Raw genomic sequence first — 24,648 nt, 5'->3', positions numbered from 1 at the left:
CGAAGGAGAACACATGCAGGTCCAGGGATCCGGAGCACTGATCACGGGCGGCGCCTCAGGCCTCGGCCTCGCCACCGCCCGCGCGCTCGCCGCAACCGGCGCGCACGTGACGCTGCTCGATCTTCCTTCATCTCAGGGCGCGGAGCTGGCCGCAGAACTGGGCGGCACGTTCGCCCCTGGTGACGTCACGAGTCCCGACGATGCCGCATCTGCCGCGGCATCCGCGAACGCCGCGGCTCCGCTGCGCATCGTCGTGAACTGCGCCGGCATCGCACCACCCGCGAAGGTGCTCGATCGCGACGGCAAGCCCGCAGTACTCGCGGACTTCGAACGCGTGGTCCGCATCAACCTCGTCGGCACATTCAACGTCACCTCGCAGGCATCCGCCGTGATCGCGAAGAACGAACCCTCCGACTCGGGCGATCGCGGCGTCATCATCAACACCGCATCCGTCGCCGCGTTCGACGGGCAGATCGGGCAGCCGGCGTACTCGGCGTCGAAGGGGGGCGTGCACGCCATGACGCTGCCGATCGCGCGCGAGCTCGCCCGCCACGGCATCCGGGTGTGCACGATCGCACCGGGCATCATGGAGACCCCGATGCTCGCCGGCCTGCCCGAAGCCGCGCAGGAGTCCCTCGGGCAGCAGGTGCCCTACCCTGCGCGACTCGGCCGACCCGCCGAGTACGCCGCCCTGGCCATGAGCATCATCGACAACGACTATCTCAACGGTGAGACGATCCGCCTCGACGGCGCGATCCGGATGGCACCGAAGTAGAACTGAACGCACAAGAAGGAGCAGCATGACCAACCTCGCAGGCAAGACGATCCTGATGTCGGGCGGCAGCCGCGGCATCGGACTGGCGATCGCGCTGCGCGCGGCAGCGGACGGCGCGAACATCGCGATGCTCGCCAAGACCGACACCCCGCATCCCAAGCTCGAGGGCACGATCCACACCGCCGCCGAGCAGATCACGGCCGCGGGTGGAAACGCACTGCCGATCGTCGGCGACGTGCGCGAGGACGACGACATCACCGAGGCGGTCATGAAGACGCAGGGCGAGTTCGGCGGCATCGACATCGTGATCAACAACGCCAGCGTCATCGACCTGTCGCGTTCACTCGATCTCGGCGCGAAGAAGTACGACCTCATGCAGGACGTCAACGTCCGCGGCACTTTCATGCTCTCGCGTGCCGCGATCCCCCAGCTGCGCGAGTCGTCGAACCCGCACATCCTGTCTCTGTCGCCGCCGCTCAACCCCACACCGAAGTGGCTCGGTGCGCACACCGGATACTCGCTGGCGAAGTTCGGCATGACCATGGTCACGCTCGGACTCGCTGCGGAGTTCGCCGCCGACGGCATCGCCGCCAACACGCTGTGGCCGCGCACGACGATCGCGACGGCCGCGGTGCAGAATCTACTGGGCGGTGACAAGGTGATGGCCGCGAGCCGTACGCCGCAGATCTATGCGGATGCCGCGTACGCCGTCCTCACGAAGACCGCTGCCGACTACACCGGTCAGAGCCTGATCGTGGAGGACGTGCTCGAGGCCGACGGCGTGACCGACTTCTCCGGCTATGCCGCAGTACCCGGCACACCGGACGACCGGCTCTTCCCGGACATCTTCCTCGGCTGAGACCGGCGCGCGCCGGGTGGGGGGTCAGAGCAGCAGGTAGACGGCGCCGACGATCGTGAGGGTGATCACGATCCCGTCGAACACCCGCTGCTTCATCCGGCGCGCCACGCGCACCCCGACGAGGGCGCCGACGACGACGAGCGGAATCAGCACGGCATCCATCAGCAGCACCTGGCCGTCGAACAGGCCGATGCCCGCGAGGAAGGGCACCTTCACGAGGTTCACGATCGCGAAGAACCACGCCGAGGTGCCGAGGAACACCTGCACCGGCGTGCGCATCGCGAGGAAGTACATCGACATCACCGGACCCGCCGCGTTGGCGACCATCGTCGTGAACCCGGCCAGTGCGCCGTAGGTCGATGCCACGACGACGCCGTGCTCGGCCGCTGCGGCATCCGTCCTTCGCCGACGCCACCGGCGCCACAGCGTCACGGCGATCATGGCGAGCAGGATCACGCCGATCGCGCGGCGCACGATGCCGTCGTCTCCGAGTGCGAGGAAGGCGAAACCCGTCAGAAGCCCCGCGACGACCGCGGGGGCCAACCGCAACAGGGTCGGCCAGTGCGCGTGCCGCCGATAGGCGATCAGCGCGAACATGTCGCCGACGATCAGCAGGAGCAGCAGGGCGGCCGTCGACGTGCGTGCCGGCAGCACCGCCGCGAACAGCGCCACGGGCAGGATGCCGCCGCCGGGGATCGCGGTCTTCGCGAGGCCGATCGTGAGCGCGGCGATCGCGAGGACGACCCAGGCCCAGGGCAGGAGGTCGGGCATCAGTGCGCGTCGATCACGGCGACGACCCGGTCGTAGCCGCGGGCGGCGGCGAGTTCGCGGGGCGAGGCGCCGTCACCGTCCGCGATCGTCGGATCGGCGCCGCCGTCGAGCAGGGCTTCGATCACCTCGACGTAGGCGTCCGACCCGTCGCCGAGGACGATCGCCTCGTGCAGGGCCGTCCAGCCGAGGTTGTTGATGTGATCTGGGTCCACTCCTGCGTCCAGCAGGATCCGCACGGTGCTCAGCAGTCCCCGTTCGGACGCTGGGATGAGGGCCGTCCCGCCGAAACGGTTCGTGCTCGACAGATCGGCGCCGTTCTCGAGCGTGAGCCGGAGGATCTCATCGTGGCCGCGGGCGCCGGCATAGAGAAATGCGGAGTCCTCGATGTCGTCCTGAGCGTTCACATCGGCGCCGGCCTCGATGAGCGTGCGTGCGACGTCGACGTGGTTCGCCTTGGTCGCGACGATGAGCGCGGTCATCCCGTTCTCGCCTCGCGATTCCAGGTCCGCACCGTCTTCGAGTGCATCGCGCACGGCATCGTCGTCGCCGGCGGATGCCGCAGCGAGCAGGCGCTGTTCGGCGTCGGTGTTCATACCCGGCTCCTCAGCCTCGGTCGACGGCGTGCAGGCGGCGGTCGCGGCTGCCACGGCGAGCAGCAGCACGGTCAGCAGCATCCGTCTCACGTGCACACTCCACCGTCTCTGGCCAGGGTCAGCCGCGGACGGCGGTGAGTGCCGCCGCGAACGCCTGTGCGCGCGCGGTGAGGTCTGCCCAGTCACCGGTCTTGATGGACGCGGAGTTCGCAAGATCGCCGCCCGCGCCGACGGCCACGGCGCCTGCGGCGAACCAGTCGGTCAGGTTATCGGGCTTCACTCCACCGGTGGGCATGAGCGGTGCGTCGGGGAACGGTCCGCGCAGGGCGCCGAGGTAGGCGGGGCCGCCGAGGGATGCGGGGAAGATCTTCACGACGTCGACACCGAGAGCGAGCGCACCCATGACCTCGGTCGGGGTCATCGCGCCCGTCATGACGACGCGGCCGGTGTCGAGCATGGCGCGGGTGAGGTCGGGCAGCGTGCCTGGGCTCACGAGGAACTCGGCGCCCGCATCGGCCGCGGCCGTCGCCTGCTCGACGGTGGTGACGGTGCCGGCGCCGACGTACGCCGCGTCGCCGTGCCGGGAGATGAGCTCGCGGATGACGGCTGGAGCATCCGGGGTGGAGTACGTGACCTCGATGCCGGTGACGCCGCCGCGGATGATCGCCTCCGCCGCATCGAGCGCCTGCTCGGGGGAGGGAGCACGCAGTACGGCGAGGACTCCGGTGGCACGGGCACGGGCAAGGCGGTCGGTCATGGAAGCTCCTCGATCGGTGATGCTTCCATTCTCGTGCATCACGCAGGCTGTAGTGACAGGTTCAGAGCGCGCCGCCGCGCGGAACCCACGCGTCGATCCGGTCCTTCGCCTCCTTGAGCCCGACTCCGGTCGCGGCTCGGAAGAGTTTGATCGCGTGGATCTTCTGATCGGCGGCGACGAGATGGTCGATCTGCGCGATGACGTCCGGTGGCAGCACTCCCTGGGCGACCGGCGGCACGGCCGCGGTCGGCGAGGCGACGTAGGGGGCGAATCGATGCTGGGCGACCGTGATCGCGTTCGGCCAGGTGTCGATGAGGTTCTTCGTCTCGGCGAGTCCGAGCCCGGTCTGCTCTCGCAGCAGCTTGATCGCCTGGATCTTCTGCCCCTGCGAGAGGAGACGCTCGACCTCATGCGCGGCTTCTGCCGTCACGACCGTCGGCGACACCGAGAACGGGAGGGCGCTCTGCCCGGAAGGTCGGATCGAGGGCACCTCAGGGCGCATCGATCTCAGCGCGCGCCGCACCAGCAGGATCACGACGACGATCACGATGACGACGCCGAGGACGGTCAGGATCTCCATCGCGCCATTCTAGGAGGCCGCCCTCTCGCCACCAGCCGCTTCCCACCCGCCACCGCGTACCCTTGAAGGCATGACTGAGTCCTCCCGCATCCGCTCGACGGGTCCCGCACGCCTGAAAACGGGTGCCGCCCCGCAGGTGCGCCCCCGTACCGAAGGCTGGACTCAGAAGAAGGACGAGAGCGGGCGTCCGCTGCTGCAGTTCGCGAGCCCGAAGCGCGGCAAGCCGCCGGTGCACCTGGCCGACCTCACCGTCGAAGAGCGCGTCGAGAAGGTCAAGGAGCTGGGCCTGCCCGGCTTCCGTGCCAAGCAGCTGTCGACGCACTACTTCACCCACTACACGTCCGACCCGGCCGAGATGACCGACCTTCCCGCCGCGCAGCGCGAAGAGCTCGTCGCCGGCATGCTGCCGCCGCTGCTCACCGAGGTGCGCCGTCTCGAGACCGACAAGGGCGACACGATCAAGTTCCTCTGGCGACTGCATGACGGCGCCCTCGTCGAGTCGGTGCTCATGCGCTACCCCGGACGCATCACGCTGTGCGTGTCTTCGCAGGCCGGATGCGGCATGAACTGCCCGTTCTGCGCGACGGGCCAGGCGGGACTGACCCGCAACATGTCGTCGGCCGAGATCATCGAGCAGATCGTCCGCGCGAACCGTCTGATCGCCGAGGGCGGCCTCGGCGGCAAGAAGGCCGACGATCACAGCATGGAGCGCGTCTCCAACATCGTCTTCATGGGAATGGGCGAGCCGCTCGCCAACTACAAGCGCGTGATGGATGCCGTGCGCACGATGGTCGCGGAGCAGCCGCACGGCCTCGGCATGAGCGCGCGTGGTATCACGGTGTCGACGGTCGGCCTCGTCCCGGCCATCCGCAAGCTCTCCGACGAGGGCATCCCCGTCACGTTCGCGCTGTCGCTGCACGCCCCTGACGATCACCTGCGCGACGAGCTCATCCCGGTGAACTCGAAGTGGAAGGTCGACGAGGCGCTGGATGCCGCGTACGAGTACTACGAGAAGACCGGCCGTCGCGTCTCGATCGAGTACGCACTCATCAAGGACATGAACGACCACGCGTGGCGCGCCGACCTGCTGGCGGAGAAGCTCAATGCCCGTGGGCGCGGCTGGGTGCACGTGAACCCGATCCCGCTGAACCCGACGCCCGAATCGGTGTGGACGGCGTCGACCCGCGAGGTCACGAACGAGTTCGTGCGCCGCCTCAACGACGCGGGTGTCCCGACGACGCTCCGCGACACCCGCGGCAAGGAGATCGATGGCGCGTGCGGTCAGCTCGTCGCGACGACCGAGGACGAGGCCGCCTCGGCGGCGATGGCCTGAGGCGTCGGCCGGTCGACGTCTCTCCGCGCATCTGACGCCCCGGTGCGCTCCGCGCCGTCGAGCCACCTCGCGATCTTGGCGTCGTCGGCACCTTTGACGCCGAGCAGGCGCTGCACAGTGAAGGGCCGGACGCCGCAGAGCTTCATCGTGCTCTTCGCGACGTGCGTGACGGCGGGGAGTCCGAGGACGGGAGCCGCGTACCACGGGGTGTCGGCGAGGAGGAGCATCCGTCCGCGTCGTCCCTTGAGCAGCCCCTCCGGGACTCCGTGGTCGTTGTACCGGTACTCCTGCTGAGGCAGCAGGGCGCGATCGAAGAACCCCTTGAGCAGCGCCGGCACCGATCCCCACCAGAGCGGGGTCATGATGATGATCGTCTTCGCCTCCTGCATGGCCCGCTTCGCGTCTGCGAGGTCGGGCTCCAGAGGCATGCGCTGTCGATAGCCGAACCGCATGTGCGGATCGAATTCGAGGTCGCGAAGCGCGAGCAGCCGAGCATCCCCGTAACCGGTGGCGTAGCGCTGCGCGAGGGAGGACGTGAGGGATTCGGCGTCCGGGTGGCCGTCGATGACGAGAGCGGAGGGCATGGGGAATTCCTATCTTGACACTGTCTAGGTTGTGGACACTGTCAAGATAAGAGACAATGTTGCTCATGTCAAGTTCGAAGACCGGCTATCACCACGGTGACCTTGCGCACGCACTCGAGGTTGCGGCCATGCAGTTGCTGGAGCGGATGCCGGCCGCTGAGATCAGTCTTCGGGAAGTGGCGCGCGCAGCCGACGTGAGCCACAACGCGCCCTATCACCACTTCACCGACCGGCGAGGTCTGCTGAAGACTCTCGCCGAGCGCAGCATGACGGAACTCGTCGACACCGTTCGTCGGGGAGCAGAGGCCGGCAACCCACGTGCGGCACTCGTGGAGGCGGGGGGTGCATACATCCGCTTCGCGGCCGAGCACCCGAATTCGTTCGACGTCATCTACGATCCGACCGTCTGCGTGCCGGGTTCTCCGACCGAGACGATGGCGCCACTCATCGATGAACTGGAGACGGTGCTGGCCACCGCCGCGAGGGCCGTCGGGCTCGACGAGCCGGAGGACGTCGCCGCACTCTGGGGTCTCGTGCACGGACTCGGCACCCTTTCGGCCGCCGGACATCTGACACTCGACGCCGCGCTGGCCGCGTTCGGCGCGACTGTCGATCGGCTCATCTGATCGCTGCGCGGCATCCGTTCCTGGGAGCGCCGTGCAGGGGTTTTGCACCGAGTCCACAGGCACGCTTTCCTAAGTTTGTCTGATGCCTTACTCCGCCCATCGACCGGGTCGCTTCGACTCGCAGGGTCAGATCATCCTCGACAGCGACACGGATGCCACGACCGACGACCTCGACTTCCTGCGTGAGTTCGAGCCCACCGGGTCCGAATCCACGTCCTCCGTCGACGACGCGACGGACGCCGACCGCTCCGGTTCCGCGGACGATGAGCCCTTCATCGGTGCCACGCCGCAGCGCCCGGTGCCGACGGAGCCGGATGCCGCGCCGACGGCCGCCACGCGGGTGAAGCCGGAGCGCGCCCCGCGCGTTCGCCGCGCGCGTCGTCCCCGCACGCCGGGTTCGCGACTGCGCACCCTCGCGATCCTGGGCGGCGCCGACGGAGAGATCCTCGACCGCGTCCCCGGTGAGACCTCGCGCTTCGTGCAGATGTTCTTCGTGCTCGCCGGCACCGCCCTGGTCTCGGCGATCTCGATGCTCTTCGCGCTCACGACCGGTGTGCAGGCGATCATCTGGCTGGCGGTGCCGCTGGCGATCATCTGGGCACTCATCATCTTCAACCTCGATCGCTTCCTCACCTCGACCATGACTTCGACGAGGAACATCTGGAAGCTCATCGGGCTCGCGATCCCGCGTGTGATCATGGCCGTGATCATCGGTTTCGTCGTCGCGGAGCCGCTCGTGCTGCAGATCTTCCACAACGACATCTCCCGCGAGGTCGCCGCGACGAACATCGTCCAGGCGCAGTCCGACCAGGAGGCACTGGAGTCCGGCCCGGAGAAGCTGGCGCTGGATGCCGCATCCGAACGCGTCGCGACGCTCGAGAACCAGGCGGCCACCGGCATCGTGGCCGGCACCGACGCATCCTCTGCGAGCGAATCCGCCGCGCAGGCGACGGTCGACGACCTGGGCGCCAAGATGACGGACCAGCAGGCCGTGATCGATCAGGCACGGGCGCTGTACCAGTGCGAGCTCACCGGCGAGGGTGCGGGCACGGTGCCCGGCTGCACCGGCGTGAACGGCGAGGGCGCGAGCTCCGACGCCGCCGAGGCGCAGCTTGCCCAGGCCCAGCAGACGTACGACGCGCTCGCTGCTCAGCTGCGCGACGCGAACGCCGATCTCGAAGCCGCCGGTTCCGCGGCGAAGGAGAACACCTCGACGTCCGAGGCGCAGAACCGCGAGCAGGCGCAGACCCAGCTCCCCGCCGCGAGGGAGGGCTACGACCAGGCGCTCGCCGCGTACAACGCGAGGGCGGATGCCGTGGCGGGAGGCAACGCAGGGGCGACGGGTCTGCTCAGCCAGATCAGCGGACTGAACCGCCTCTCCGAGAAGGAGCCGGCCATCCTCTGGGCGCACTGGCTCATCGCCGCCCTGTTCTTCATGATCGAACTGCTCCCCGTACTCGTGAAGGTGCTCACGAGCTTCGGCGAGCCGACGCTGTACGAGCGGACCGCCGCGATCCGCAAGCAGGTGGCGCTCGACAAGGTCACCGCGGAGGGCTTCCGCGACCGCGCCCGGATCGTCACCGAGCAATCGGCCGCGCAGGCCACCTGACCGACGGGCGAGGCGGATCAGCCCCTGCCGACGACTGTGACGATCAGCGCGGAGAGTTCCTGCTTCGCCTGATCGGCGGGAAGCGCCGCTGTCGCCGCGGCCTGCGAGAGGGCGTCGGCGGCACCGAAGACGGCGGTCAGTGATGCGGGCCTGACGCCCCCGGGCCCGCTGAAGGGCGCGAGGATCTCCCCGCATCGCTCCGAATACGCGCGTTCCGACTCCCGCTTGACCTGCTCGAGCTCAGGCGAGCCCTCCAGCGCCGCGAGCACGCCGGTCAGCTCCCGACCCTGAGCGAGCGCGCATTCGACGTACGAGTCCGCGATGGCGTTCGCGCGCCCGTCCAGAGACGCATCCGCGGCGTCCAGGTACTCCTCGAGCATCGCCGTCTGGCGATCGTCGAACTCCGTGAACAGCGCCGCCAGCAGGGTGGCGCGGGAGGCGAAGTGGCTGTAGACGACCGGCTTGGCGACGCCCGCGCGGTCGGCGAGGCGGCCGAGGGTGAGAGCATCCGCGCCCTCCGAGCGCACCAGCGCCCACGCGACGTCGATCAGCTGGCTGTACCTGTCTTCTCGAGACAGCCTCTGTCGCGGCATCCGATCCCTCCTGATCTTATGTACTATCGGTAACCTACGTTTAGTACACAACAACCATACCGGAGGAAGTCCATGAGCAGTCTTGTCGTCGTCTCGCATGCTGATCGCGAATCATTGACCCACGGCGCCGCGCGCGCGGTGTTCGACGCGATCCGCGGGGCCGGTGGTGACGTCGAGTTCGCCGACCTCGCGGCCGAGGGCTTCGATCCGAGGTTCTCGGAGGCCGATCTTGCGCTCTACCGCGGCAGGGGAGACGTGCCCGCAGAGGTGGTCGCCGAGCAGGAACGCGTCGATCGTGCCGACCATCTGATCCTCGTGTTCCCGATGTACTGGTGGTCGATGCCGGCATTGCTCAAGGGCTGGATCGACCGCGTGTTCGTCGGCGGGTGGGCGTACGACGCGACGCCGGGTGCCACCCAGTTCGGGATGCTGGATCGACTCACGGTCCATCTGGTCATCGTCGCGGGCGACGATGCGGCGAGCTTCGAGCGCCATGGGATCCCGCAGACCGTGCGCACGCAGATCGAGAGAGGGATCGTGTCCTACTGCGGCGCGACGCACGGGTCCACGACCTACGTGTACGAGTCCGACACGAAGGACCCTGATCTCCTCGCCGCCGAGATCAGTGCGCTCGGCGAGATGCTCGTCGAGCGCACGTCGGGCCGTTCGGGCGCCGCCGTCCTCGCGTGACCGGCGAGCGTCGTCAGGCGCCACTGATCTCGGCGCCGACCAGGCGAGCGTTCGCCCGGGAGACGACCTCCGCCAGGGTGTACGCGCGCATCGCGGGGTGAGCACGGGAGTGCATGGCGATCGATCGCACCAGGCTGACGATCCCGGGTGAGCGCGACGCGCGAATGCCACGGAAGGACGCATCAGCCGTGGGCGCCCAGGGCTGTCCGGTGAGCGCCTCCTCGACCATGAGCAGCGGTGTCCGCAGGCTGTCGTCGCTGAGGCGGTGGTCATCTTCTGCGAACCAATCCAGCAGTTCCTCGATGGTCCAATCATCCGAGATTGGCCCAATGAATGGTGAAACATCTGCGCTCGAGTGGCTCATTGGACCAGAATGAACTCTCATGAGCGCAGGCGACAGGGCCAATCAACGGCTGGTGGACCATCGGACGGACTTGGTCGATTCCGCAGCCCTGGCCGCCAGGCTCGGACGCTGGGCGCATGGCGACGGGACGCTGTCGGCGCAACTCGCGCAACGGATCCGTTCCCTCGCCGAGACGGGAGAGCTGCGTCCTGGGGATCGCCTGCCCGCCGAACGCACGCTCGCGGCGGCGATCGCGGTCTCTCGCGGGACCGTGGTGTCTGCGTATGCGGTGCTCGCCGAGGAGGGCGCAGTCGAACGCCGCCAGGGCAGTGGCACGCGCATCGCCGGCTCGTCCACCGGGCGCACGCGTGACGGCGGGCGCGGCGGGCGCGGCGAGGCGCTCTTCTCGGCGTTGCCGGACGCGATCGATCTGCTGCGCACTGTTCCGCAGATCCCCGCTGCGGCCGTCGCGATCATCCGCGCGCATCAGCCGCGTCTCGATCTCGCACTGAGCCCGGAGACGGACCCGGCCGGGTTCCCGATGCTGCGTCAGCAGATCGCGGACCTGCTGACGGCTGAGGGCACTGTCACCGCACCCGAGCAGATCCTGGTGACCCACGGTGCACAGCAGGCCATCAGCCTGGTCGTGAATGCACTCGTCGGCCCCGGCGATGTCGTCCTCGCCGAGGAGGTGACCTGGCCGGGTGTGACCGACACGGTCGGATTGCGCGGGGGAAGCGTGCACGGGATCGTGATGGGAGACGACGGGATCGATGTCGTTGCTCTGGAGGTGGCGATGGCGCGGATGCGTCCGGCGCTGGTCGCCCTGAATCCACATCATCAGAACCCGACCGGCACGCGACTGCCTGCGGCCGCGCGAACGCGCATCGCCGATCTCGCGGCGCAGTACGGCGTGCCGATCGTCGAGGACAGGGTCGTGGCCGGGATATCGTTCGACGGCGTCGTGCCGCCCACGCTCGCCGCGGAGCGGCCGGACGCTCCGGTGATCGTCGTCGAATCCGTCTCGAAGTGGGCGTGGGCGGGGCTGCGGGTCGGATGGCTGCGTGCCGATCCGGTGCTGGTACGTCGGCTGCGCGGTGCGCGCCAACTGGCCGACCAGTCCACGAGTGTTCCCGCTCAACTGCTCGCGAGCGATCTGCTCGAGCACGCGGGCGAACTGCGGCGGGAGGTCTCCGCCACGCATCAGGAGCGACTGCGGCTGCTGATCCGCCTCATGGCGGAGCACCTGCCGGACTGGACGTTCCGCGAGCCCCTCGGCGGACTCGCGCTCTGGGCGGCGTTGCCCGTCGGATCAGCGGACGCCCTGGCGCGCATCGCCGCCGTGCACGGCGTCGCTGTCGCCGGCAGCGCGGAGTTCGCTGCCGGCGCCTCTCCCGACGATCACATCCGCATACCGTTCACCGCCGAGGATGCCGTGCTCACCGAGGGCATCCGGCGACTCGGGGACGCGTGGCGGGAGTATCGCGAACTGCTGTGAGTGTTGAGGCGCCGTCGCCGGCGCCTCAACACTCACTCCTTCACGGCGCCGGCCGTCAGGCCCTGCACGATCCACTTGCTCGCGAGGGCGAACAGCACCATCGTCGGCAGGATCGTGACGACGGCGGCCGCCGACATCGAACCCCAGTCGACGTTGAACGTCGAGATGAAGCCGTTCAGCGCGGCGGGCACGGTGCGGTTCTCTTCGGAGTGCATGAGCACGACAGAGAGGAACAGCTCGTTCCAGCAGTTCACGAAGTTGAAGATGAACGCCGCGATGATGCCGGGGGTCATGACCGGCACGAGCACCCGGAACAGTGCACCGAGGCGCGAGCATCCGTCGATCATCGCCGCCTCTTCGAGCGCCACTGGCACGTTCTCGAAGAACCCGCGCAGCATCACGGTGGAGAACGGGATGCAGATCGCCACGTAGACGAGGATCAGTCCGAACTTGTTGTCGACGAGTCCGAGGTCGGCCATCATCGAGTACAGCGGACCGAGCGCGATGAACGCGGGGATCATCTGCGTGAGCAGGAACGCGATCAGCACCGCGCCCTTGCTGCGGAACTCGAAGCGCGCGATCACGAACGCGCTCAGCAGCGCGATGAACGTGCTCGTGGCACCGGCGACCAGCGCCACGATCGCGGAGTTCGCCAGGAACACCCCGAAGCTGCTCGTCTCGAACAGGTTGGCGTAGTTCTGCATCGACGGCTGACTCGGCCAGTACTCGATCGGGTACACGTTGACCGTGGCCGGGGCCTTGAACGAGGTCAGCGCGATCCAGTACAGCGGGAACAGCGTGATCAGCAGCCAGACGGCGAGCCCGACGAAGCGCAGGATGCCGAGACCGGAGACCTTCTTCTTTGCACGTCCGATCGGCCGCTGTCTCGTGCCGGTCGGAAGGACCATCTGTGCGGTGTCGCTCATCGGTTCGCCCTCCTCATCGCCATCAGGTAGAAGGCGCAGAACACGAACAGGAACCCGACGACGATCAGGCCGATCGCGCTGGCGATGCCGTAGTTGCCCTGCTGGGTGTAGTTGATCATCCAGGTGGTGATGATGTGGGTCTGGTGCGCCGGCCCGCCCCTGGTCATCGCCCAGATGATGTCGGGGAAGTTGAAGATCCAGATCACGCGCAGCAGCACGGTAAGCATCAGCGTCATGCGGATGTACGGGATGATCACCGAGAACAGCTGACGCAGCTTTCCCGCGCCGTCGAGGCTCGCGGCCTCGAGCATCTCGTCCGGCACGGACTGGAGAGCCGCGAGGATCATGATCGCGAAGAAGGTCACGCCGTACCAGATGTTCGCCACGATCACGGCGACCATCGCGAGCTTCGGATCGGCCAACCACGGCAGCGGAGCGTCGATCAGCCCGGTCTTCATGAGCAGATCGTTGATGACGCCGAACTCCGCGTTGAACATCCAGCGGAACAGCATCCCGATCAGGAAGCCGGACACGGCCCACGGGAAGAACACGAGCGCCTGGTACACGCCGCGGAAGCGGAAGCGGGTGCGAAGGGCCAGTGCGATCAGGAAGCCGATCACGAACTGCGGCACCAGCGACCCGACGACCCAGAGCACCGAGTTCCATGCGACCTGCGGGAACACCGGATCGCTGAAGATGCGGGTGAAGTTGTCGAATCCGACGAACGGGGTAGAGGTGAGGTCCCACAGGTTCCAGTCGTGGAACGCCATGCGGATGCCCTGCAGCATCGGGTAGTACGTGAACCAGCAGACGAAGAGGATGGCGGGGGCGAGGAAGGCGAGGATCGTCCACGCATGGCGACTGCGGAAGACCTTCTTCCCCGGCCGCGCCGGGGCGGCCCCACCGAATTCACCGGTGGAGCGCCCCGAACGCGTCAGCAAGGTCATGATCAGCCCTCTTCGGAGGCGTACTTCTCGACCCAGTACGCATCCCACGACTCGAGCAGCTCGGCCGTGGTCATGTTGCCCAACAGCACGTTCTGCACGTCCTGGTCGGACTTCTGGATCCACTCGGTCCACCAGCTGACGCCACGCGGCTGCTGCACGTTGACGTAGGTGTCCGGGTTCTCGGTCATGGTCACGTAGCTCGTCCACGGCCCCGTCGAGTAGAACTCGTCGTCGGATGCGGCGGCGATGATCGGCACGAGGCTGTTCGCCTGCGCGAACTCGGTGGCGGGCTCGGCGGAGGAGAGGAACTCGACGAGCTTCACGGCCTCCTCCTTGTGCTCGCCGGCCTCGGCGACACCCCAGCCGGCGACGGCGAGCGGCTGAGCCGCCTTGCCGTCAGGGCCGGTCAGCAGCGGTGCCGTGTCCCACTGATCCTCGGTGAGGTTCGAGTCCTGCACGGTGGCGATGACCTCTGGGTCCTGCAGCAGGAATGCGGTCGAGCCGTTCGTGAAGCCGGCGACCATCTCCGGATAGCCCCACGAGACCGCGGAGGGCGGCGAGCCCTGCTCGAAGAGGTCGAAGTACGTGTCGACGGCATCCTGCGCCTCGGGTGCCGCGAAGATCGTCGAGCCGTCCTCGAGGAGGAAGGCGTTGCTCGGATCGAGGTCGTCGACGAGGTAGGCCTCGATGGCGGCGACGACGTTCGTGTTGCCGTTCTGGCCGCCGCGGAACGCGTAGCCGTAGGTGTTGTTCGCCGGGTCCTGGATGGCGGAGGCCTGTTCGAGGAGCTCCTCCCAGCTGGTGGGCGGCCCGTCGAAGCCGGCCTCCTCGACGAGATCGGTGCGGTAGAAGAGCGAGAGGCCGTAGAAGCCGTAGGGGACGAAGTAGCTCTTGCCGTCGCCCTCGGCGGCGGCCTTCGCGTTGTCCGTCAGAGCATCCCAGCCGTCCCAGCTCGCCAGGTCGTCGGTCATGTCGTACAGCCAGCCGTTGTTCGAGAACGGGCCGACGGTGATGTCGCGCACCTCGAGCACGTCGACGCCGGAGCCGGACTGCAGCATCTGCTGGATGGTCTGGTCGGCCTGCTCGGTCGGTGGCGAGACCAGCTTGACCGTGACGCCGGGGTTCTCCGCCTCGAAGTCGTCGAGCAGGCCGCGCAGCAGCTCGGTGCGCGCGGGGTTGGTGAGGCTCTCGACCATCTGCAGCTCGACGTCACCGCCCTCGGCGGAGGAATCGGAGCCGCCGCCGGAACATGCGGTGAGAGCCAGCAGGGCGACTGTGCCCACGCCGGCGATCGTCGTCAGACGAGTGCGCTTCATGACGTACCTCTTTCGTGTGTGGTGGTGCTTCTCGGGGATTCGGATCAGGATGCCGCGGCCTCGGCCGCGCGGAGGATCTCGGGGACGCAGCGTTCGATGAACGCCTCGAAGTCGCTCACCTCGGTGTAGAGGTGCACGGAGAGCCGGTAGTAGCCGCGGCCCTCGAAGCTCGTGAACGCCGTCTCGACCCCGACACGGTCGAACAGCGTCATGCGCAGATCATCGGCCTCTTCACGGGTCTTGCCGAGGCCGTCGGGGAGGCGGATGAGACGCATGGCCTCGGCCGCGGCCGGCAACTGCACGAGTGCGTCGTCGGAGACGTAGGGCTGCACGGCATCGGCGATGATCCGCGCACCGAGGTCGGCGAACTCTCGCATCGTGGCGCGCGTGCGCTCCCAGGAGTACTCGCGCTCGATGAAGTCGATGGCGGCGGGGGTGCTGATGTAGGTGGTCGCGTCGATCGTGCCCTGCGTGTCGAAGCGCCCAGGGAACGGGTCAGGCGCGCCCCACGAGTCGATGAGCGGCCACAGCTCCTGACGGTCGGGATCGGAGGTGACGAGCACTGCGGATCCGCGCGGGGCGCAGGGCCACTTGTGCAGATTGCCGAACCACCAGTCCCCGCCGCCGACCGCCGCGGCATCGGCGACCAGGCCGGGAGCGTGCGCGCCGTCGACGAGCACGCGGATGCCGCGCTCGCGGGCGAGTGCGCTGATCTCGGCTGTCGGGAGCACACGTGCGGTGGGAGAGGTGATCTGATCCACGATGATCAGTCGGGTGCGTCCGGTGATCTCCTGGCGGAAGAGCTCGATGACCTCTTCCGCGGGAGCGAACAACGGGATGTGCACGGCGCGCACGTGCGCACCGAAGCGTCGGGCGAGACGGGCAGCACCCATCGTGATCGCGCCGTATCCGTGGTCGGTGACGAGGATCTCGTCGTCCGCGTCGAGGCGGAGGCTGTTGTACACGACGGTCGCCGCGGCCGACGCGTTCGGGATGAATGCGGTGTCCTCTGAGCGGGCGCCGACGAACGGCGCGACACGGGCCCGAGCATCCGCAACATGCTCCGCGATACGGGGGAACCACCCGACCGGGCTGCGATCGGCCTGTGCGCGCAGCGCGTTCTGGTGTTCGACGACCTCTGTCGGCACTGCTCCGAAGGAACCGTGATTGAGGTGGATGATCTCAGGGTCGAGGGGCCAGGCATCACGGGCTCGCATGCCGGATGCCAGCTGCACCGGGGCGATGGTGGATGTCGGCTGTTGCATGGTGCCTCGTTCGCGGGAAGATCAACGGAAGGGAAACTTGTTGCACAACTTTGCCATATAGACCCCGAAATGGCGATCCTGCGCCGTATATTTAGCAAAGTCGTAATACAACTTGGTGCAAACGGGTCTGCGCGGCAGACTCCGAATGTGGTTCGGCGCATGATGGCGCCCGAGAGAGAGCAGGCGCATGGGCGCGATGGAGACGGCACTGCACGGACTGCGTGCGTTGATCGCCGACGGTGACCTGCGCCCCGGTGACCGGCTGCCCAGCGAAGGCGAGCTTTGCGAACGGCTCGGGGTATCCAGGGGTCCGTTGCGCGAGGCGATCCGCACCCTGTCGGCGCTCGGTGTGATCGACACCCGCCACGGTTCAGGAAGCTACGTCTCCGAACTGCACGCCGCCGACCTCATCAAGGGGCTGAGCCTCACGGTGGGGCTGCTGCCGCTGGACTCCATCATCGAGCTGTACGAGTTGCGCCGAGCGCTCGAGGCGCACGCGGCGAGCCTCGCGGCGGCGCGCATCGATCAGGAGGCGATCGCGAGATTGGACGCGCTCCTGGATCGCCTGGAAGCGGTCGCGGACGACGAGGAGCTCTCCGAGCTCGACAACGAGTTCCACTCCGCGATCGCCGACATCGCGGGCAACGACGCTCTGGCCACACTGCTCGACGTGCTGCGGTCGCGCTCACGGGCGTATCGGATCTTCACCACCGACGATGCCGCGCAGATCAAGCTGCTCTCCGATGCCGGGCATCGATCGATCCTGCGCGGTCTCGAAGCGCGCGACCCGGTGGCGGCATCTGCAGCCGCTGCCGGACACGTCGCTCAGACGGAGTTCTGGCTGCGCAAGCATCAGGCTCCGGCGTAGAGGTGACTCAGTGCGACGGAGCCGACCCTCCTGGTTTCGTCAGCCGCTAGCGTTGAGGCATGGTCAACTATCGCTATCTCGGCAACAGCGGTCTCAAGGTCTCTGAGATCACCTACGGCAACTGGGTCACGCACGCATCGCAGGTCGGCGACGACGCCGCGGTGAAGACCGTGCACGCGGCACTGGATGCCGGCATCACGACGTTCGACACCGCGGACACCTACGCGAACACCGCCGCGGAGGTCGTGCTCGGCAAGGCGCTCGAGGGTCAGCGCCGCGAAGGGCTCGAGATCTTCACGAAGGTCTACTTCCCGACCGGCCCCAAGGGCCCGAACGACACCGGGCTCTCCCGCAAGCACATCCTCGAGTCGATCAATGGATCGCTCACGCGCCTCGGCACCGACTACGTCGACCTCTACCAGGCGCACCGCTTCGACTACGAGACGCCGCTGGAGGAGACGTTCCAGGCGTTCGCCGACGTCGTCCGGCAGGGCAAGGCGCTGTACATCGGCGTCAGCGAGTGGACGGCCGAGCAGCTGCGCGAAGGCCACGCTCTCGCCAAACAGCTCGGCGTGCAGCTCATCTCGAACCAGCCGCAGTACTCGATGCTGCACCGCGTGATCGAGGGCAAGGTCGTTCCGGCATCCGAAGAGCTCGGAATCTCGCAGATCGTCTGGTCGCCCATGGCGCAGGGCGTGCTCAGCGGCAAGTACCTGCCAGGGCAGCCCGTGCCGGACGGCTCACGCGCGACTGATCCGCACAGCGGGGCCGACTTCATCAAGGGCTTCCTGCGCGACGAGATCCTCACCGCGGTGCAGAAGCTGAAGCCGATCGCGGAGCAGGCCGGTATCTCGATGCCGCAGCTCGCGATCGCCTGGGTGCTGCAGAACAAGAACGTCGCAGCGGCGCTGGTCGGAGCATCCCGTCCTGAGCAGCTCGCCGAGACGGTCAAGGCATCCGGCGTGACCCTCGACGCCGACACGCTCGCCGCGATCGATGCCGCCCTCGGCGACACCGTCAACAGCGACCCGGAGGGCACGTACTCCGTCTCCCCGAAGTCGCGCCTGGTCTGAGCCTGGCGCGCCGACCGGCGATGCCCCCTGTTGTCGTCGAGGCCCCCTCGTATCCGCGTAGGTACGAGGGGGCCTCGACGGTGGGAGGGGGCGTCAGGTCAGCGTGATGTCGACCTGAAGCTCGGAGGTGAGGCGCTCGAGGTCTGCGCGCAGCGCGTCGAGGTCTGCGGATGCCGGCACCTCGGCCGTCACGGACGCCTCGAACAGGCGGCCGCCGGCCATCGCCGCATCCTTCGTCTCGGTGCCCATCTTCTCGATGCTGACACCGCGCGCCTGCAGCACCCCGGAGATCTCGCGGACGATGCCCGGCCGGTCGTTGCCGAGGATCTGCAGCGAGATGGGCTGCGCGGCAGCGGGCACGGCATCCGTTCCGGCGTGCACGGCGACCGTGAGCAGACCGTCGAGGGCGCGCAGCGCCGACGTGAGGTGTTCCTGGTGCTCGGGCGTCACCGACACCTGGATCACTCCGGCGAAGACCCCGGCCAGTTCACTCAGCTGGCTGTTCTCCCAGTTGCCGCCGTGGGTGTCGACGATGTCGGCGACGGCCGCGACGAGGCCCGGGCGGTCGGATCCGGCGACGGTGAGGATCAGAGTGGTCATGCCGTCAGCGTAGCCGCGTCACGCGTCCCATGCGCCGGTCTCCAGGAAGCGGTCGAGCCGGGCCCGGTGCGGGACGAGATCCCAGCCCTGGGATGCGACCCACTCGTCGGAGTAGTACGTGCCGGCGTAGCGGGCACCGCCGTCGCAGATCAGCGTGACGACGCTGCCCTGGCGTCCGGCTGCGCGCATGCGCGAGATCAGCTGGAACGCGCCCACGAGGTTCGTCCCGGTCGAGCCGCCCGCCCAGTGCAGGGTGCGCTCTCTGAGCAGCCGGATCGCGGCGATCGACGCGGCGTCGGGGATCTGCAGCATCTCGTCGATCACGCCGGGCACGAACGACGGCTCGACGCGGGGACGACCGATGCCCTCGATGCGGCTGGGCGTGCCGGTCGTGTAGTCGGCGGCACCCGTGCTCCAGCCGCCGTAGAACGCCGAGCCCTCCGGGTCGACCACGGCCACCTTGGTGGGATGCTGGCGGTAGCGGACGTAGCGCCCGAACGTCGCGCTCGTTCCACCGGTGCCTGCGCCGACCACGATCCACTCCGGAATCGGATGCCGCTCGCGGGAGAGTTGGCTGAACACGCTCTCGGCGATGTTGTTGTTCCCGCGCCAATCGGTCGCCCGCTCGGCGTAGCTGAACTGATCGAGGTAGTGCCCGCCGCACTCCGATGCCAGGCGCTCGGCCTCGCTGTACATGTCGGGTGCCCGGTCGACGTAGTGGCAGCGGCCGCCGTAGAACTCGATCAGCGCGATCTTCTCCGGGCTGGTCGATCGGGGCACGACGGTCACGAAGTCGAGCCCGAGCATCCGGGCGAAGTATGCCTCTGAGACGGCGGTGGATCCGCTGGATGCCTCGACCAGCGTCGTGTCCTCGTTGATGCGCCCGTTCACCAGGCCGTAGAGCAGCAGCGAGCGTGCGAGGCGATGCTTGAGCGAGCCGGTCGGGTGCACGGACTCGTCTTTGAGGTAGAGGTCGATGCCCCACTCGAGCGGGAGGGGGAAGACGTGCAGGTGCGTGTCGGCACTGCGATTGGCGTCTGCTTCCAGCAGGGAGATGGCGGTGCTGGTCCAGGAGGTCATGGATCCGAGCGTAGCCGTGCGGTCAGACGGGGCTGTGCAGCGCGTGCGGATGCCCGGCGTCGAGCGCGGTGTCCGAATGCGAGGTCTGCGGTGCGGCCTGCAGCGAGTTGCTCCACGCGATCCCACCGGCGATCAGCCCGGCCAGAACGATCAGTGCCGCGATCACGAACACCCAGCGTCTGCGCTTCCTCTGCGGGCGGATGACCGGTGCCGGTTTCGTCAACGGTCCTGGAACCGGACTCGGGCGGGTGCTCAGGTCGGCCAGCGGCGGTGCGGGATCGTCGCGCCGGCGGGGCTGCTCTTCGACCATCATCGTCCCTTCCGAGGTGTGCGCACACCCTCAGAGAGAGACTGTACCGGCTCGCGACGCGCTGCCGTCGCCGTCGACGTGCAACAGCGACGCCTGCGACTGCTCCTGACGCAGCTGGAACTCGAACCGCGAGCGGTCGCCGCGGTGCAACGCGATGAAGTACTCGATCGGCATCCCCTGCTCATCGCGGCTGATGCTGCGCAGCCGCAGCAGTGCGGACCCGGCGCTGACATCCAGCTGCTGGGCCTGATCGTGGGTCGCCACGGTCGCCTCCGCTGAGCGCACACCGTCGGCAGCCCGGATGCCGTGCTCGGCGAGCACGCGGTACAACGACGCCTCGGACAGGTCGACGCCGAGGGTGAGGGCGCCGACGGCATCCGGCATCCAGGTCGTCGACAGCGACCACGGCTCGCCGTCGACGTGGCGCAGTCGCTCCAGGGCCACGACGGGCGATCCGACGGGAACCTCGAGGGCTGCCGCGACGTCGGCGTCTGCCTCGGTGCGCTCGTGGCGCAGGATGTCGCTGTGCACGTGCCCGCCGCGTCGTTCGACATCGTCGAAGAGGCCGATCAGGGTGTGCACGAGCGCCTCGCTCGTGCGAGGGCGCGACACGAATGTGCCCTTGCCCTTGACCCGCTCGACGAGCCCTTCATGCTCGAGCTGCGCGAGCGCCTGCCGCACGACCGTGCGCGAGATGCCGTACCGCTCGCACAGCCGGTGCTCGCCGGGCAGCGGATCGCCGGGCTGCAGCCCGTCTCTGGTGATGCCGTCGATGATGAGCTGGCGCAGCTGGTCGTACATCGGCGCGGCCGAATGCCGGTCGATCGTGTCGGTCGGTGCGGGGCGGGTCGACGGCGTGGTCATCTAGTACGCCACCCCCGCGTGCAGGATGACGTTGGCGTACGGCGTGAACTCGCCCGAGCGCACGAAGGCGCGTGCGCCGTGAGTCAGCTTCTTGAACTCGATGTGCGGCACGAGTTCGATGTCGATGTGCGGCAGCCGCTCCCGCAGCCCCTGCAGCACCTCTGGGCTCTGATCCGCGACCTCGGCGGAGACCGTCGCACCCTCGACGACCATCTCGGCGAGCACGGTGTCGAGCACATCGAAGAACGCGGGGGCGCCTGGGCGATAGGCCAGGTCGATCCGTTCGGATCCGGGAGGGATGGGCAGGCCGGCGTCGGTGACCACGAGCAGGTCGGTGTGGCCGGTCTCACTGATCACGCGCGAGAGCGCCGGATTGATGGTGGTCGAGGTCTTGCGCATCTCGGGTTCCTGATCTTCTGAGGGTCAGACTCTGGCCGCCAGGAAGGCGTCCACGTCCGCACGGACGGGCAGGCTGGGCGACGCGCCCTGCTTCGTGACGGTGAGCGCGCCGGCGGCCGTGGCCAGGCGCACCGCGTCGGTCAGTGAGGCGCCGTCGGCCAGGGCCGCTCCGAGGTAGCCGGCGTAGGCGTCGCCGGCCGCTGTGGTGTCGACGGCCTCGACGGGCAGCGGCGGCACGAGTGCCGCTCCTTCTGCCGTGACGACGCACGAGCCCTGAGCGGCCAGGGTGATGACGGCGGCGCCGACGCCGTGGTCGAGGAACCACCGCCCGGCCTGCTCTGCGGTCGCGGCATCCGTCACCTCTATGCCGCTGAGCACCGACGCCTCGGTCTCGTTAGGGGTGACGATGTCGATGTTCGCCCAGACCTCGGCGGGCAGCGGAGCCGCCGGGGCCGGATCGAGGATCACGGTCATGCCGAGTGCACGCGCCTTGGCGGTGATGTGCGCGGTCAGCGCGGACGGCGTCTCGAGCTGGGTCAGCAGCACGGAGGTGGTCGGAGCGAGCGCGTCGAGTGCCTCGTCGATCTGCGCGGTGTTCAGCTCGGCGTTGGCGAGCGGCACCATCACGATGTCGTTCTGCGCCGAGGCGTCGACACGGATGTGCGCGACGCCGGTCGGGCCGGGGACCGTGCGCAGATGCGTGAGGTCGACGCCGGCCTCCGTCAGACCGTCGACCACCAGATCGTGGAAGAGGTCGTCGCCGACGCAGCCGACGAAACTCGTCAGTGCTCCGGCACGGCCGGCCGCCACGGCCTGGTTCGCGCCCTTCCCGCCGAGCATCAGCGTGAACTGATCCCCGAGGATGGTCTCGCCTCGTGCGGGAAGGCGCTGGGAGAAGGTGGTCACATCCGCCGTGACGCTGCCGACGATGACGACGCCGTTGCGTCCTTCGGTGGATGGGGTGGTCATGGATCTCCTTCTGCGGGGGCTCTCTTTGACAGGGGCCGAGTCCTGTCATTACATTAGCCGAACCCGAACTTGTAACGACAGGTTCGTCACAAGGAGTCGAACCCATGCCCGCTGCCGCCATCGCCCCGCGCCTGTACGTCGACAGCGCCGACACCGAACGGGTCTCACGGCTGCTGTCGGCGGGAGTGGTGCACGGCGTCACCACGAACCCGACCATCCTCGAGCGCGGGGGCCGCACGGCGGCCGAGATCCCGTCGCTGTATTCGCAGTGGGAGGCAGAGGGCGCGCGGGAGATCTTCTTCCAGACCTGGGGAGCTTCGCGCGTCGACCTGCTGCGCAACGCCGACACGATCCGCGCGCTCGGCGACCGAGTGGCGGTGAAGGTGCCGGCGACGGCCGAGGGCTTCGCCGCGGCATCCCGTCTCGTCGCAGACGGTGCGAGCGTGCTGATCACGGCCGTGTACTCGGTGGCGCAGGCGCTCGCGGCGGCGAGCATCGGAGTGACTTACATCGCGCCGTATCTCGGGCGGCTGCGCGATGCCGGTGTCGACGGCGACGCTCTGATCCCCGAGATGCAGGCTGTGTGCGCGGGAAGCGGCACGAACGTGCTCGCCGCGAGCCTGCGCTCGGCGGACGACATCGTGTCGCTGCGAACCGCAGGAGTGCCGTACTTCACCGCCGCACCCGACGTGCTGGATCAGGTGCTGCAGCATCCGGTCAGCGACAGCTCCGCGGCGGAGTTCGAGGCGGCGATGGCGCGGATCGGCGCGTAGCCCGTCGCCTGCGAGCGGATGCTACGACTCGGCGCCGCTCTCGGTGACGGCCGCTGCCTGGCGGAGCCAGCGCTCGATGCCGGCGATGTGCGCGGTGGCCAGTGACGTGGCGAGGTTCGGGTCGCGCTGTGCGAGGGCATCGGCGATGCCGCGGTGCTCCGACAGGGTGCGCTCGACCGCGCCCTGCTCGGTGAGACCGCGCCAGATGCGCGCACGCACGGTCTGTCCGCTGAGGCTCTCGATGAGGCTGGCGAGATAGGCGTTGCCCGCCATGCGGACGATCTCGCGGTGGAAGCGGATGTCGTGCTCGACGAGGGCGTCGATCGACACGTCGGTCTCGACGCCGTCCAGTTCGGCGTGCAGGGCGTCGATCGCCTCGGACGTGCCGAGCGTGGCGGCGAGCCCGGTCGCTTGGGACTCCAGCATCCGGCGCACGGCGAAGATCTCGAGCAGCGAATCGTCGTCGTGCATGTCGGCGACGAACGAGATCGCCTCGAGCAGAAGGTGCGGCTCGAGGCTAGTGACGTACGTGCCGTCGCCGCGGCGCACATCGAGCACGCGGATGACCTCGAGGGCCTTCACCGCCTCGCGCATGGAATTGCGCGAGAGGCCGAGGCGCTCGGAGAGCTCCTTCTCCGGGGGGAGGCGGTCTCCGGGGGACAGTTCGCCGGACACGATCATCGCCTTGATCTTCTCGATCGCCTCATCGGTGACTGCCATTCCGCCATTCTAGCGATTGATCGGATGTCTGGGGCAGGATGGAGGAATGCGCGTTGTCGACAGTCACCTGCACCTCTGGGATCCGGGCGTTCTCACCTACCGCTGGCTGGAGGGAGATCTCAATGCCCGCTTCGCTGCCGAGGAGTTGCGAGCCGACAGGATCCAGGATGCCGAGGGGGAGTCTGCGATCTTCGTGCAGGCCGATCCCGTCGAGAAGCAGGCGATCGACGAGGTGCGCTGGATCGAGTCGATCGCGCTCGCCGCAGGGGTGGTCGGCATCGTCGCGGGCGCACGGCTCGATCGGAAGCGCACGCTCGGGAAGCATCTCGATGCCCTCGGGGCGTTCGAACGGGTCGTCGGCGTGCGGCATCTGCTGCAGGGTGAGCGGGACGGATTCGCGCGTCGCGCCGACTTCATCGAAGGCGTCGGTGAAGTGGCCGCTCGCGGCCTGACGTTCGATGCCTGTGTGCGTGCCCACCAGATCGGCGACGTCGTGTTTCTGGCAGACGCTGTCCCCGATCTGCGTATCGTGCTGGATCACCTGGGCAAGCCCGCGATCGGCACCGAGGATGCACCGCTGCGGCCCAGCGCCGAGTGGATCCGGGATCTGAAGGAACTGGCCGCGCATCCGAACGTGTACGTCAAACTGTCGGGCCTGCCGGCTGAATCGACCGGGATGATCGACGAGGACCAGATGGAACCGTTCCTCGACGTCGCCGCTGACGCGTTCGGCGAAGACCGGATGATGTGGGGCAGCGACTGGCCGGTGTCGTCCGTCGACACCAGCAGTCCCGACGCCACCGTGTACGTCGAAGGCAACCGCGACGACTGGTTCCACACGCTTCACGGCTGGGCGAAGGCGCGCGGGCTCGACGCCGAGAAGGTGTTCTGCTCGAACGCGCTCGCCTTCTACGGCATCCGCTGACC

Annotated in this window: 29 protein-coding genes; 11 read left to right on the top strand and 18 right to left on the bottom strand. The window is 68.2% G+C overall.

All coding sequences use genetic code 11. From position 1 onward, the window contains the following. Positions 1-13 precede the first annotated feature (13 nt). The gene (locus tag ACYVG2_RS11575) at positions 14-775 is read left to right on the top strand and encodes an SDR family NAD(P)-dependent oxidoreductase (RefSeq protein ID WP_460781113.1); all 762 of its coding nucleotides are present in this window, start codon (positions 14-16) and stop codon (positions 773-775) included. A gap of 25 nt (positions 776-800) precedes the next feature. Then, positions 801-1,634, top strand: a complete 834-nt coding sequence (locus tag ACYVG2_RS11570; protein ID WP_448964359.1) for an SDR family oxidoreductase — start codon at positions 801-803, stop codon at positions 1,632-1,634. A 24-nt stretch (positions 1,635-1,658) separates the two neighbouring features. On the opposite strand, the gene ACYVG2_RS11565 is transcribed toward ACYVG2_RS11570, so the two are convergent. The 4 genes from ACYVG2_RS11565 to ACYVG2_RS11550 all read right to left on the bottom strand — a co-directional run bounded on the left by ACYVG2_RS11565 (position 1,659) and on the right by ACYVG2_RS11550 (position 4,335). Then, positions 1,659-2,405, bottom strand: coding sequence for a sulfite exporter TauE/SafE family protein (locus ACYVG2_RS11565; protein ID WP_460781112.1), 747 nt, complete (start codon positions 2,403-2,405; stop codon positions 1,659-1,661). Next, positions 2,405-3,079, bottom strand: coding sequence for an ankyrin repeat domain-containing protein (locus ACYVG2_RS11560; protein ID WP_460781459.1), 675 nt, complete (start codon positions 3,077-3,079; stop codon positions 2,405-2,407). The genes ACYVG2_RS11565 and ACYVG2_RS11560 overlap by 1 nt, the downstream gene beginning before the upstream one ends. Positions 3,080-3,116: 37 nt before the next feature. Next, positions 3,117-3,755, bottom strand: a complete 639-nt coding sequence (locus tag ACYVG2_RS11555; protein ID WP_460781111.1) for a bifunctional 4-hydroxy-2-oxoglutarate aldolase/2-dehydro-3-deoxy-phosphogluconate aldolase — start codon at positions 3,753-3,755, stop codon at positions 3,117-3,119. A gap of 61 nt (positions 3,756-3,816) precedes the next feature. After that, the gene (locus tag ACYVG2_RS11550; protein ID WP_460781109.1) at positions 3,817-4,335 is read right to left on the bottom strand and encodes a ribosomal protein L7/L12; all 519 of its coding nucleotides are present in this window, start codon (positions 4,333-4,335) and stop codon (positions 3,817-3,819) included. Between the two features lie 70 nt (positions 4,336-4,405). Here ACYVG2_RS11550 and rlmN point away from each other — a divergent pair, with 70 nt between their 5' ends. Continuing rightward, entirely contained in the window at positions 4,406-5,668 is a 1,263-nt protein-coding gene (gene rlmN / locus ACYVG2_RS11545) for a dual-specificity RNA methyltransferase RlmN (protein WP_460781107.1), read from the top strand. On the opposite strand, the gene ACYVG2_RS11540 is transcribed toward rlmN, so the two are convergent. Continuing rightward, the gene (locus tag ACYVG2_RS11540) at positions 5,617-6,252 is read right to left on the bottom strand and encodes an NAD(P)H-dependent oxidoreductase (protein WP_460781106.1); all 636 of its coding nucleotides are present in this window, start codon (positions 6,250-6,252) and stop codon (positions 5,617-5,619) included. The two genes, rlmN and ACYVG2_RS11540, sit on opposite strands and share 52 nt — an antisense overlap. Positions 6,253-6,317: 65 nt before the next feature. On the opposite strand from ACYVG2_RS11540, the gene ACYVG2_RS11535 reads away from it, so the two are divergent. Next, a complete protein-coding gene (locus ACYVG2_RS11535) occupies positions 6,318-6,878 on the top strand; it encodes a TetR/AcrR family transcriptional regulator (RefSeq protein WP_460781105.1) in 561 nt (186 codons plus the stop codon). Positions 6,879-6,960: 82 nt separating this feature from the next. After that, positions 6,961-8,487, top strand: coding sequence for a DUF4407 domain-containing protein (locus ACYVG2_RS11530; protein WP_460781104.1), 1,527 nt, complete (start codon positions 6,961-6,963; stop codon positions 8,485-8,487). Positions 8,488-8,504: 17 nt separating this feature from the next. Here the strand turns inward: ACYVG2_RS11530 and ACYVG2_RS11525 are convergent, their stop codons facing one another. After that, complete coding sequence (locus tag ACYVG2_RS11525) at positions 8,505-9,080, bottom strand: TetR/AcrR family transcriptional regulator (protein ID WP_460781103.1); 576 nt, start codon at positions 9,078-9,080, stop codon at positions 8,505-8,507. Between the two features lie 72 nt (positions 9,081-9,152). Here ACYVG2_RS11525 and ACYVG2_RS11520 point away from each other — a divergent pair, with 72 nt between their 5' ends. Next, complete coding sequence (locus ACYVG2_RS11520; protein WP_460781102.1) at positions 9,153-9,770, top strand: NAD(P)H-dependent oxidoreductase; 618 nt, start codon at positions 9,153-9,155, stop codon at positions 9,768-9,770. A 13-nt stretch (positions 9,771-9,783) separates the two neighbouring features. Here ACYVG2_RS11520 and ACYVG2_RS11515 read toward each other — a convergent pair whose 3' ends face one another. Next, complete coding sequence (locus ACYVG2_RS11515) at positions 9,784-10,134, bottom strand: hypothetical protein (RefSeq protein WP_460781101.1); 351 nt, start codon at positions 10,132-10,134, stop codon at positions 9,784-9,786. A gap of 19 nt (positions 10,135-10,153) precedes the next feature. Between ACYVG2_RS11515 and ACYVG2_RS11510 the strand changes: the two genes are divergently transcribed. Further along, positions 10,154-11,611: an aminotransferase-like domain-containing protein gene (locus ACYVG2_RS11510; RefSeq protein WP_460781100.1), complete on the top strand. Its 1,458-nt coding sequence runs from the start codon at positions 10,154-10,156 to the stop codon at positions 11,609-11,611. Between the two features lie 32 nt (positions 11,612-11,643). Here ACYVG2_RS11510 and ACYVG2_RS11505 read toward each other — a convergent pair whose 3' ends face one another. Genes ACYVG2_RS11505 through ACYVG2_RS11490 form a run of 4 tightly spaced genes read right to left on the bottom strand, consistent with a single transcriptional unit; the run spans position 11,644 to position 16,065 of the window. After that, positions 11,644-12,537: a carbohydrate ABC transporter permease gene (locus tag ACYVG2_RS11505; protein ID WP_460781099.1), complete on the bottom strand. Its 894-nt coding sequence runs from the start codon at positions 12,535-12,537 to the stop codon at positions 11,644-11,646. Next, positions 12,534-13,484: a carbohydrate ABC transporter permease gene (locus tag ACYVG2_RS11500; RefSeq protein WP_460781098.1), complete on the bottom strand. Its 951-nt coding sequence runs from the start codon at positions 13,482-13,484 to the stop codon at positions 12,534-12,536. The genes ACYVG2_RS11505 and ACYVG2_RS11500 overlap by 4 nt, the downstream gene beginning before the upstream one ends. A 2-nt stretch (positions 13,485-13,486) precedes the next feature. Further along, positions 13,487-14,800 (bottom strand): ABC transporter substrate-binding protein, encoded by a 1,314-nt coding sequence (locus ACYVG2_RS11495; protein ID WP_460781097.1) that lies wholly within the window; start codon positions 14,798-14,800, stop codon positions 13,487-13,489. Between the two features lie 44 nt (positions 14,801-14,844). Beyond that, positions 14,845-16,065: an aminotransferase class V-fold PLP-dependent enzyme gene (locus ACYVG2_RS11490; RefSeq protein ID WP_460781096.1), complete on the bottom strand. Its 1,221-nt coding sequence runs from the start codon at positions 16,063-16,065 to the stop codon at positions 14,845-14,847. Between the two features lie 187 nt (positions 16,066-16,252). Between ACYVG2_RS11490 and ACYVG2_RS11485 the strand changes: the two genes are divergently transcribed. Next, a complete protein-coding gene (locus tag ACYVG2_RS11485) occupies positions 16,253-16,933 on the top strand; it encodes a FadR/GntR family transcriptional regulator (protein WP_460781095.1) in 681 nt (226 codons plus the stop codon). A 59-nt stretch (positions 16,934-16,992) separates the two neighbouring features. After that, the gene (locus ACYVG2_RS11480) at positions 16,993-18,006 is read left to right on the top strand and encodes an aldo/keto reductase family protein (RefSeq protein WP_460781094.1); all 1,014 of its coding nucleotides are present in this window, start codon (positions 16,993-16,995) and stop codon (positions 18,004-18,006) included. Between the two features lie 93 nt (positions 18,007-18,099). Here the strand turns inward: ACYVG2_RS11480 and ACYVG2_RS11475 are convergent, their stop codons facing one another. Genes ACYVG2_RS11475 through ACYVG2_RS11450 form a run of 6 tightly spaced genes read right to left on the bottom strand, consistent with a single transcriptional unit; the run spans position 18,100 to position 22,228 of the window. Further along, on the bottom strand, positions 18,100-18,606 hold the full coding sequence (locus ACYVG2_RS11475) for a glycine cleavage system transcriptional repressor (RefSeq protein WP_460781093.1): 507 nt from the start codon (positions 18,604-18,606) through the stop codon (positions 18,100-18,102). Positions 18,607-18,624: 18 nt separating this feature from the next. After that, positions 18,625-19,686, bottom strand: a complete 1,062-nt coding sequence (gene cds1 / locus ACYVG2_RS11470; RefSeq protein WP_460781092.1) for an L-cysteine desulfhydrase Cds1 — start codon at positions 19,684-19,686, stop codon at positions 18,625-18,627. Between the two features lie 22 nt (positions 19,687-19,708). Further along, positions 19,709-19,999 carry a hypothetical protein gene (locus tag ACYVG2_RS11465; protein ID WP_460781091.1) on the bottom strand — a complete coding sequence of 97 codons (291 nt, stop codon included), beginning with the start codon at positions 19,997-19,999 and terminating at the stop codon, positions 19,709-19,711. A gap of 27 nt (positions 20,000-20,026) precedes the next feature. Continuing rightward, positions 20,027-20,860 (bottom strand): GntR family transcriptional regulator, encoded by an 834-nt coding sequence (locus ACYVG2_RS11460; RefSeq protein WP_460781090.1) that lies wholly within the window; start codon positions 20,858-20,860, stop codon positions 20,027-20,029. Beyond that, positions 20,861-21,259, bottom strand: coding sequence for a D-ribose pyranase (gene rbsD / locus ACYVG2_RS11455; RefSeq protein ID WP_460781089.1), 399 nt, complete (start codon positions 21,257-21,259; stop codon positions 20,861-20,863). Positions 21,260-21,283: 24 nt separating this feature from the next. Continuing rightward, complete coding sequence (locus ACYVG2_RS11450) at positions 21,284-22,228, bottom strand: ribokinase (RefSeq protein ID WP_460781088.1); 945 nt, start codon at positions 22,226-22,228, stop codon at positions 21,284-21,286. A 104-nt stretch (positions 22,229-22,332) separates the two neighbouring features. Between ACYVG2_RS11450 and ACYVG2_RS11445 the strand changes: the two genes are divergently transcribed. Beyond that, positions 22,333-23,001: a transaldolase family protein gene (locus tag ACYVG2_RS11445; protein ID WP_460781087.1), complete on the top strand. Its 669-nt coding sequence runs from the start codon at positions 22,333-22,335 to the stop codon at positions 22,999-23,001. A 21-nt stretch (positions 23,002-23,022) separates the two neighbouring features. Here ACYVG2_RS11445 and ACYVG2_RS11440 read toward each other — a convergent pair whose 3' ends face one another. Then, entirely contained in the window at positions 23,023-23,721 is a 699-nt protein-coding gene (locus ACYVG2_RS11440) for a FadR/GntR family transcriptional regulator (protein ID WP_448964383.1), read from the bottom strand. Between the two features lie 46 nt (positions 23,722-23,767). Between ACYVG2_RS11440 and ACYVG2_RS11435 the strand changes: the two genes are divergently transcribed. After that, positions 23,768-24,646, top strand: a complete 879-nt coding sequence (locus ACYVG2_RS11435; RefSeq protein WP_460781086.1) for an amidohydrolase family protein — start codon at positions 23,768-23,770, stop codon at positions 24,644-24,646. The last annotated feature ends 2 nt before the right edge of the window (positions 24,647-24,648 follow it).

This window comes from Microbacterium shaanxiense, assembly GCF_054779995.1.
This window is presented reverse-complemented; position numbering and strand designations above follow the sequence as displayed.

Bases quoted from the DNA above. Each gene is read 5' to 3' on its own strand.
- ACYVG2_RS11575 (WP_460781113.1), top strand. From the start codon at position 14: ATGCAGGTCCAGGGATCCGGAGCACTGATCACGGGCGGCGCCTCAGGC.
- ACYVG2_RS11570 (WP_448964359.1), top strand. From the start codon at position 801: ATGACCAACCTCGCAGGCAAGACGATCCTGATGTCGGGCGGCAGCCGC.
- ACYVG2_RS11565 (WP_460781112.1), bottom strand. From the start codon at position 2,405: ATGCCCGACCTCCTGCCCTGGGCCTGGGTCGTCCTCGCGATCGCCGCG.
- ACYVG2_RS11560 (WP_460781459.1), bottom strand. From the start codon at position 3,079: ATGCTGCTGACCGTGCTGCTGCTCGCCGTGGCAGCCGCGACCGCCGCC.
- ACYVG2_RS11555 (WP_460781111.1), bottom strand. From the start codon at position 3,755: ATGACCGACCGCCTTGCCCGTGCCCGTGCCACCGGAGTCCTCGCCGTA.
- ACYVG2_RS11550 (WP_460781109.1), bottom strand. From the start codon at position 4,335: ATGGAGATCCTGACCGTCCTCGGCGTCGTCATCGTGATCGTCGTCGTG.
- rlmN (WP_460781107.1), top strand. From the start codon at position 4,406: ATGACTGAGTCCTCCCGCATCCGCTCGACGGGTCCCGCACGCCTGAAA.
- ACYVG2_RS11540 (WP_460781106.1), bottom strand. From the start codon at position 6,252: ATGCCCTCCGCTCTCGTCATCGACGGCCACCCGGACGCCGAATCCCTC.
- ACYVG2_RS11535 (WP_460781105.1), top strand. From the start codon at position 6,318: ATGTCAAGTTCGAAGACCGGCTATCACCACGGTGACCTTGCGCACGCA.
- ACYVG2_RS11530 (WP_460781104.1), top strand. From the start codon at position 6,961: ATGCCTTACTCCGCCCATCGACCGGGTCGCTTCGACTCGCAGGGTCAG.
- ACYVG2_RS11525 (WP_460781103.1), bottom strand. From the start codon at position 9,080: ATGCCGCGACAGAGGCTGTCTCGAGAAGACAGGTACAGCCAGCTGATC.
- ACYVG2_RS11520 (WP_460781102.1), top strand. From the start codon at position 9,153: ATGAGCAGTCTTGTCGTCGTCTCGCATGCTGATCGCGAATCATTGACC.
- ACYVG2_RS11515 (WP_460781101.1), bottom strand. From the start codon at position 10,134: ATGAGCCACTCGAGCGCAGATGTTTCACCATTCATTGGGCCAATCTCG.
- ACYVG2_RS11510 (WP_460781100.1), top strand. From the start codon at position 10,154: ATGAGCGCAGGCGACAGGGCCAATCAACGGCTGGTGGACCATCGGACG.
- ACYVG2_RS11505 (WP_460781099.1), bottom strand. From the start codon at position 12,537: ATGAGCGACACCGCACAGATGGTCCTTCCGACCGGCACGAGACAGCGG.
- ACYVG2_RS11500 (WP_460781098.1), bottom strand. From the start codon at position 13,484: ATGACCTTGCTGACGCGTTCGGGGCGCTCCACCGGTGAATTCGGTGGG.
- ACYVG2_RS11495 (WP_460781097.1), bottom strand. From the start codon at position 14,800: ATGAAGCGCACTCGTCTGACGACGATCGCCGGCGTGGGCACAGTCGCC.
- ACYVG2_RS11490 (WP_460781096.1), bottom strand. From the start codon at position 16,065: ATGCAACAGCCGACATCCACCATCGCCCCGGTGCAGCTGGCATCCGGC.
- ACYVG2_RS11485 (WP_460781095.1), top strand. From the start codon at position 16,253: ATGGGCGCGATGGAGACGGCACTGCACGGACTGCGTGCGTTGATCGCC.
- ACYVG2_RS11480 (WP_460781094.1), top strand. From the start codon at position 16,993: ATGGTCAACTATCGCTATCTCGGCAACAGCGGTCTCAAGGTCTCTGAG.
- ACYVG2_RS11475 (WP_460781093.1), bottom strand. From the start codon at position 18,606: ATGACCACTCTGATCCTCACCGTCGCCGGATCCGACCGCCCGGGCCTC.
- cds1 (WP_460781092.1), bottom strand. From the start codon at position 19,686: ATGACCTCCTGGACCAGCACCGCCATCTCCCTGCTGGAAGCAGACGCC.
- ACYVG2_RS11465 (WP_460781091.1), bottom strand. From the start codon at position 19,999: ATGATGGTCGAAGAGCAGCCCCGCCGGCGCGACGATCCCGCACCGCCG.
- ACYVG2_RS11460 (WP_460781090.1), bottom strand. From the start codon at position 20,860: ATGACCACGCCGTCGACCCGCCCCGCACCGACCGACACGATCGACCGG.
- rbsD (WP_460781089.1), bottom strand. From the start codon at position 21,259: ATGCGCAAGACCTCGACCACCATCAATCCGGCGCTCTCGCGCGTGATC.
- ACYVG2_RS11450 (WP_460781088.1), bottom strand. From the start codon at position 22,228: ATGACCACCCCATCCACCGAAGGACGCAACGGCGTCGTCATCGTCGGC.
- ACYVG2_RS11445 (WP_460781087.1), top strand. From the start codon at position 22,333: ATGCCCGCTGCCGCCATCGCCCCGCGCCTGTACGTCGACAGCGCCGAC.
- ACYVG2_RS11440 (WP_448964383.1), bottom strand. From the start codon at position 23,721: ATGGCAGTCACCGATGAGGCGATCGAGAAGATCAAGGCGATGATCGTG.
- ACYVG2_RS11435 (WP_460781086.1), top strand. From the start codon at position 23,768: ATGCGCGTTGTCGACAGTCACCTGCACCTCTGGGATCCGGGCGTTCTC.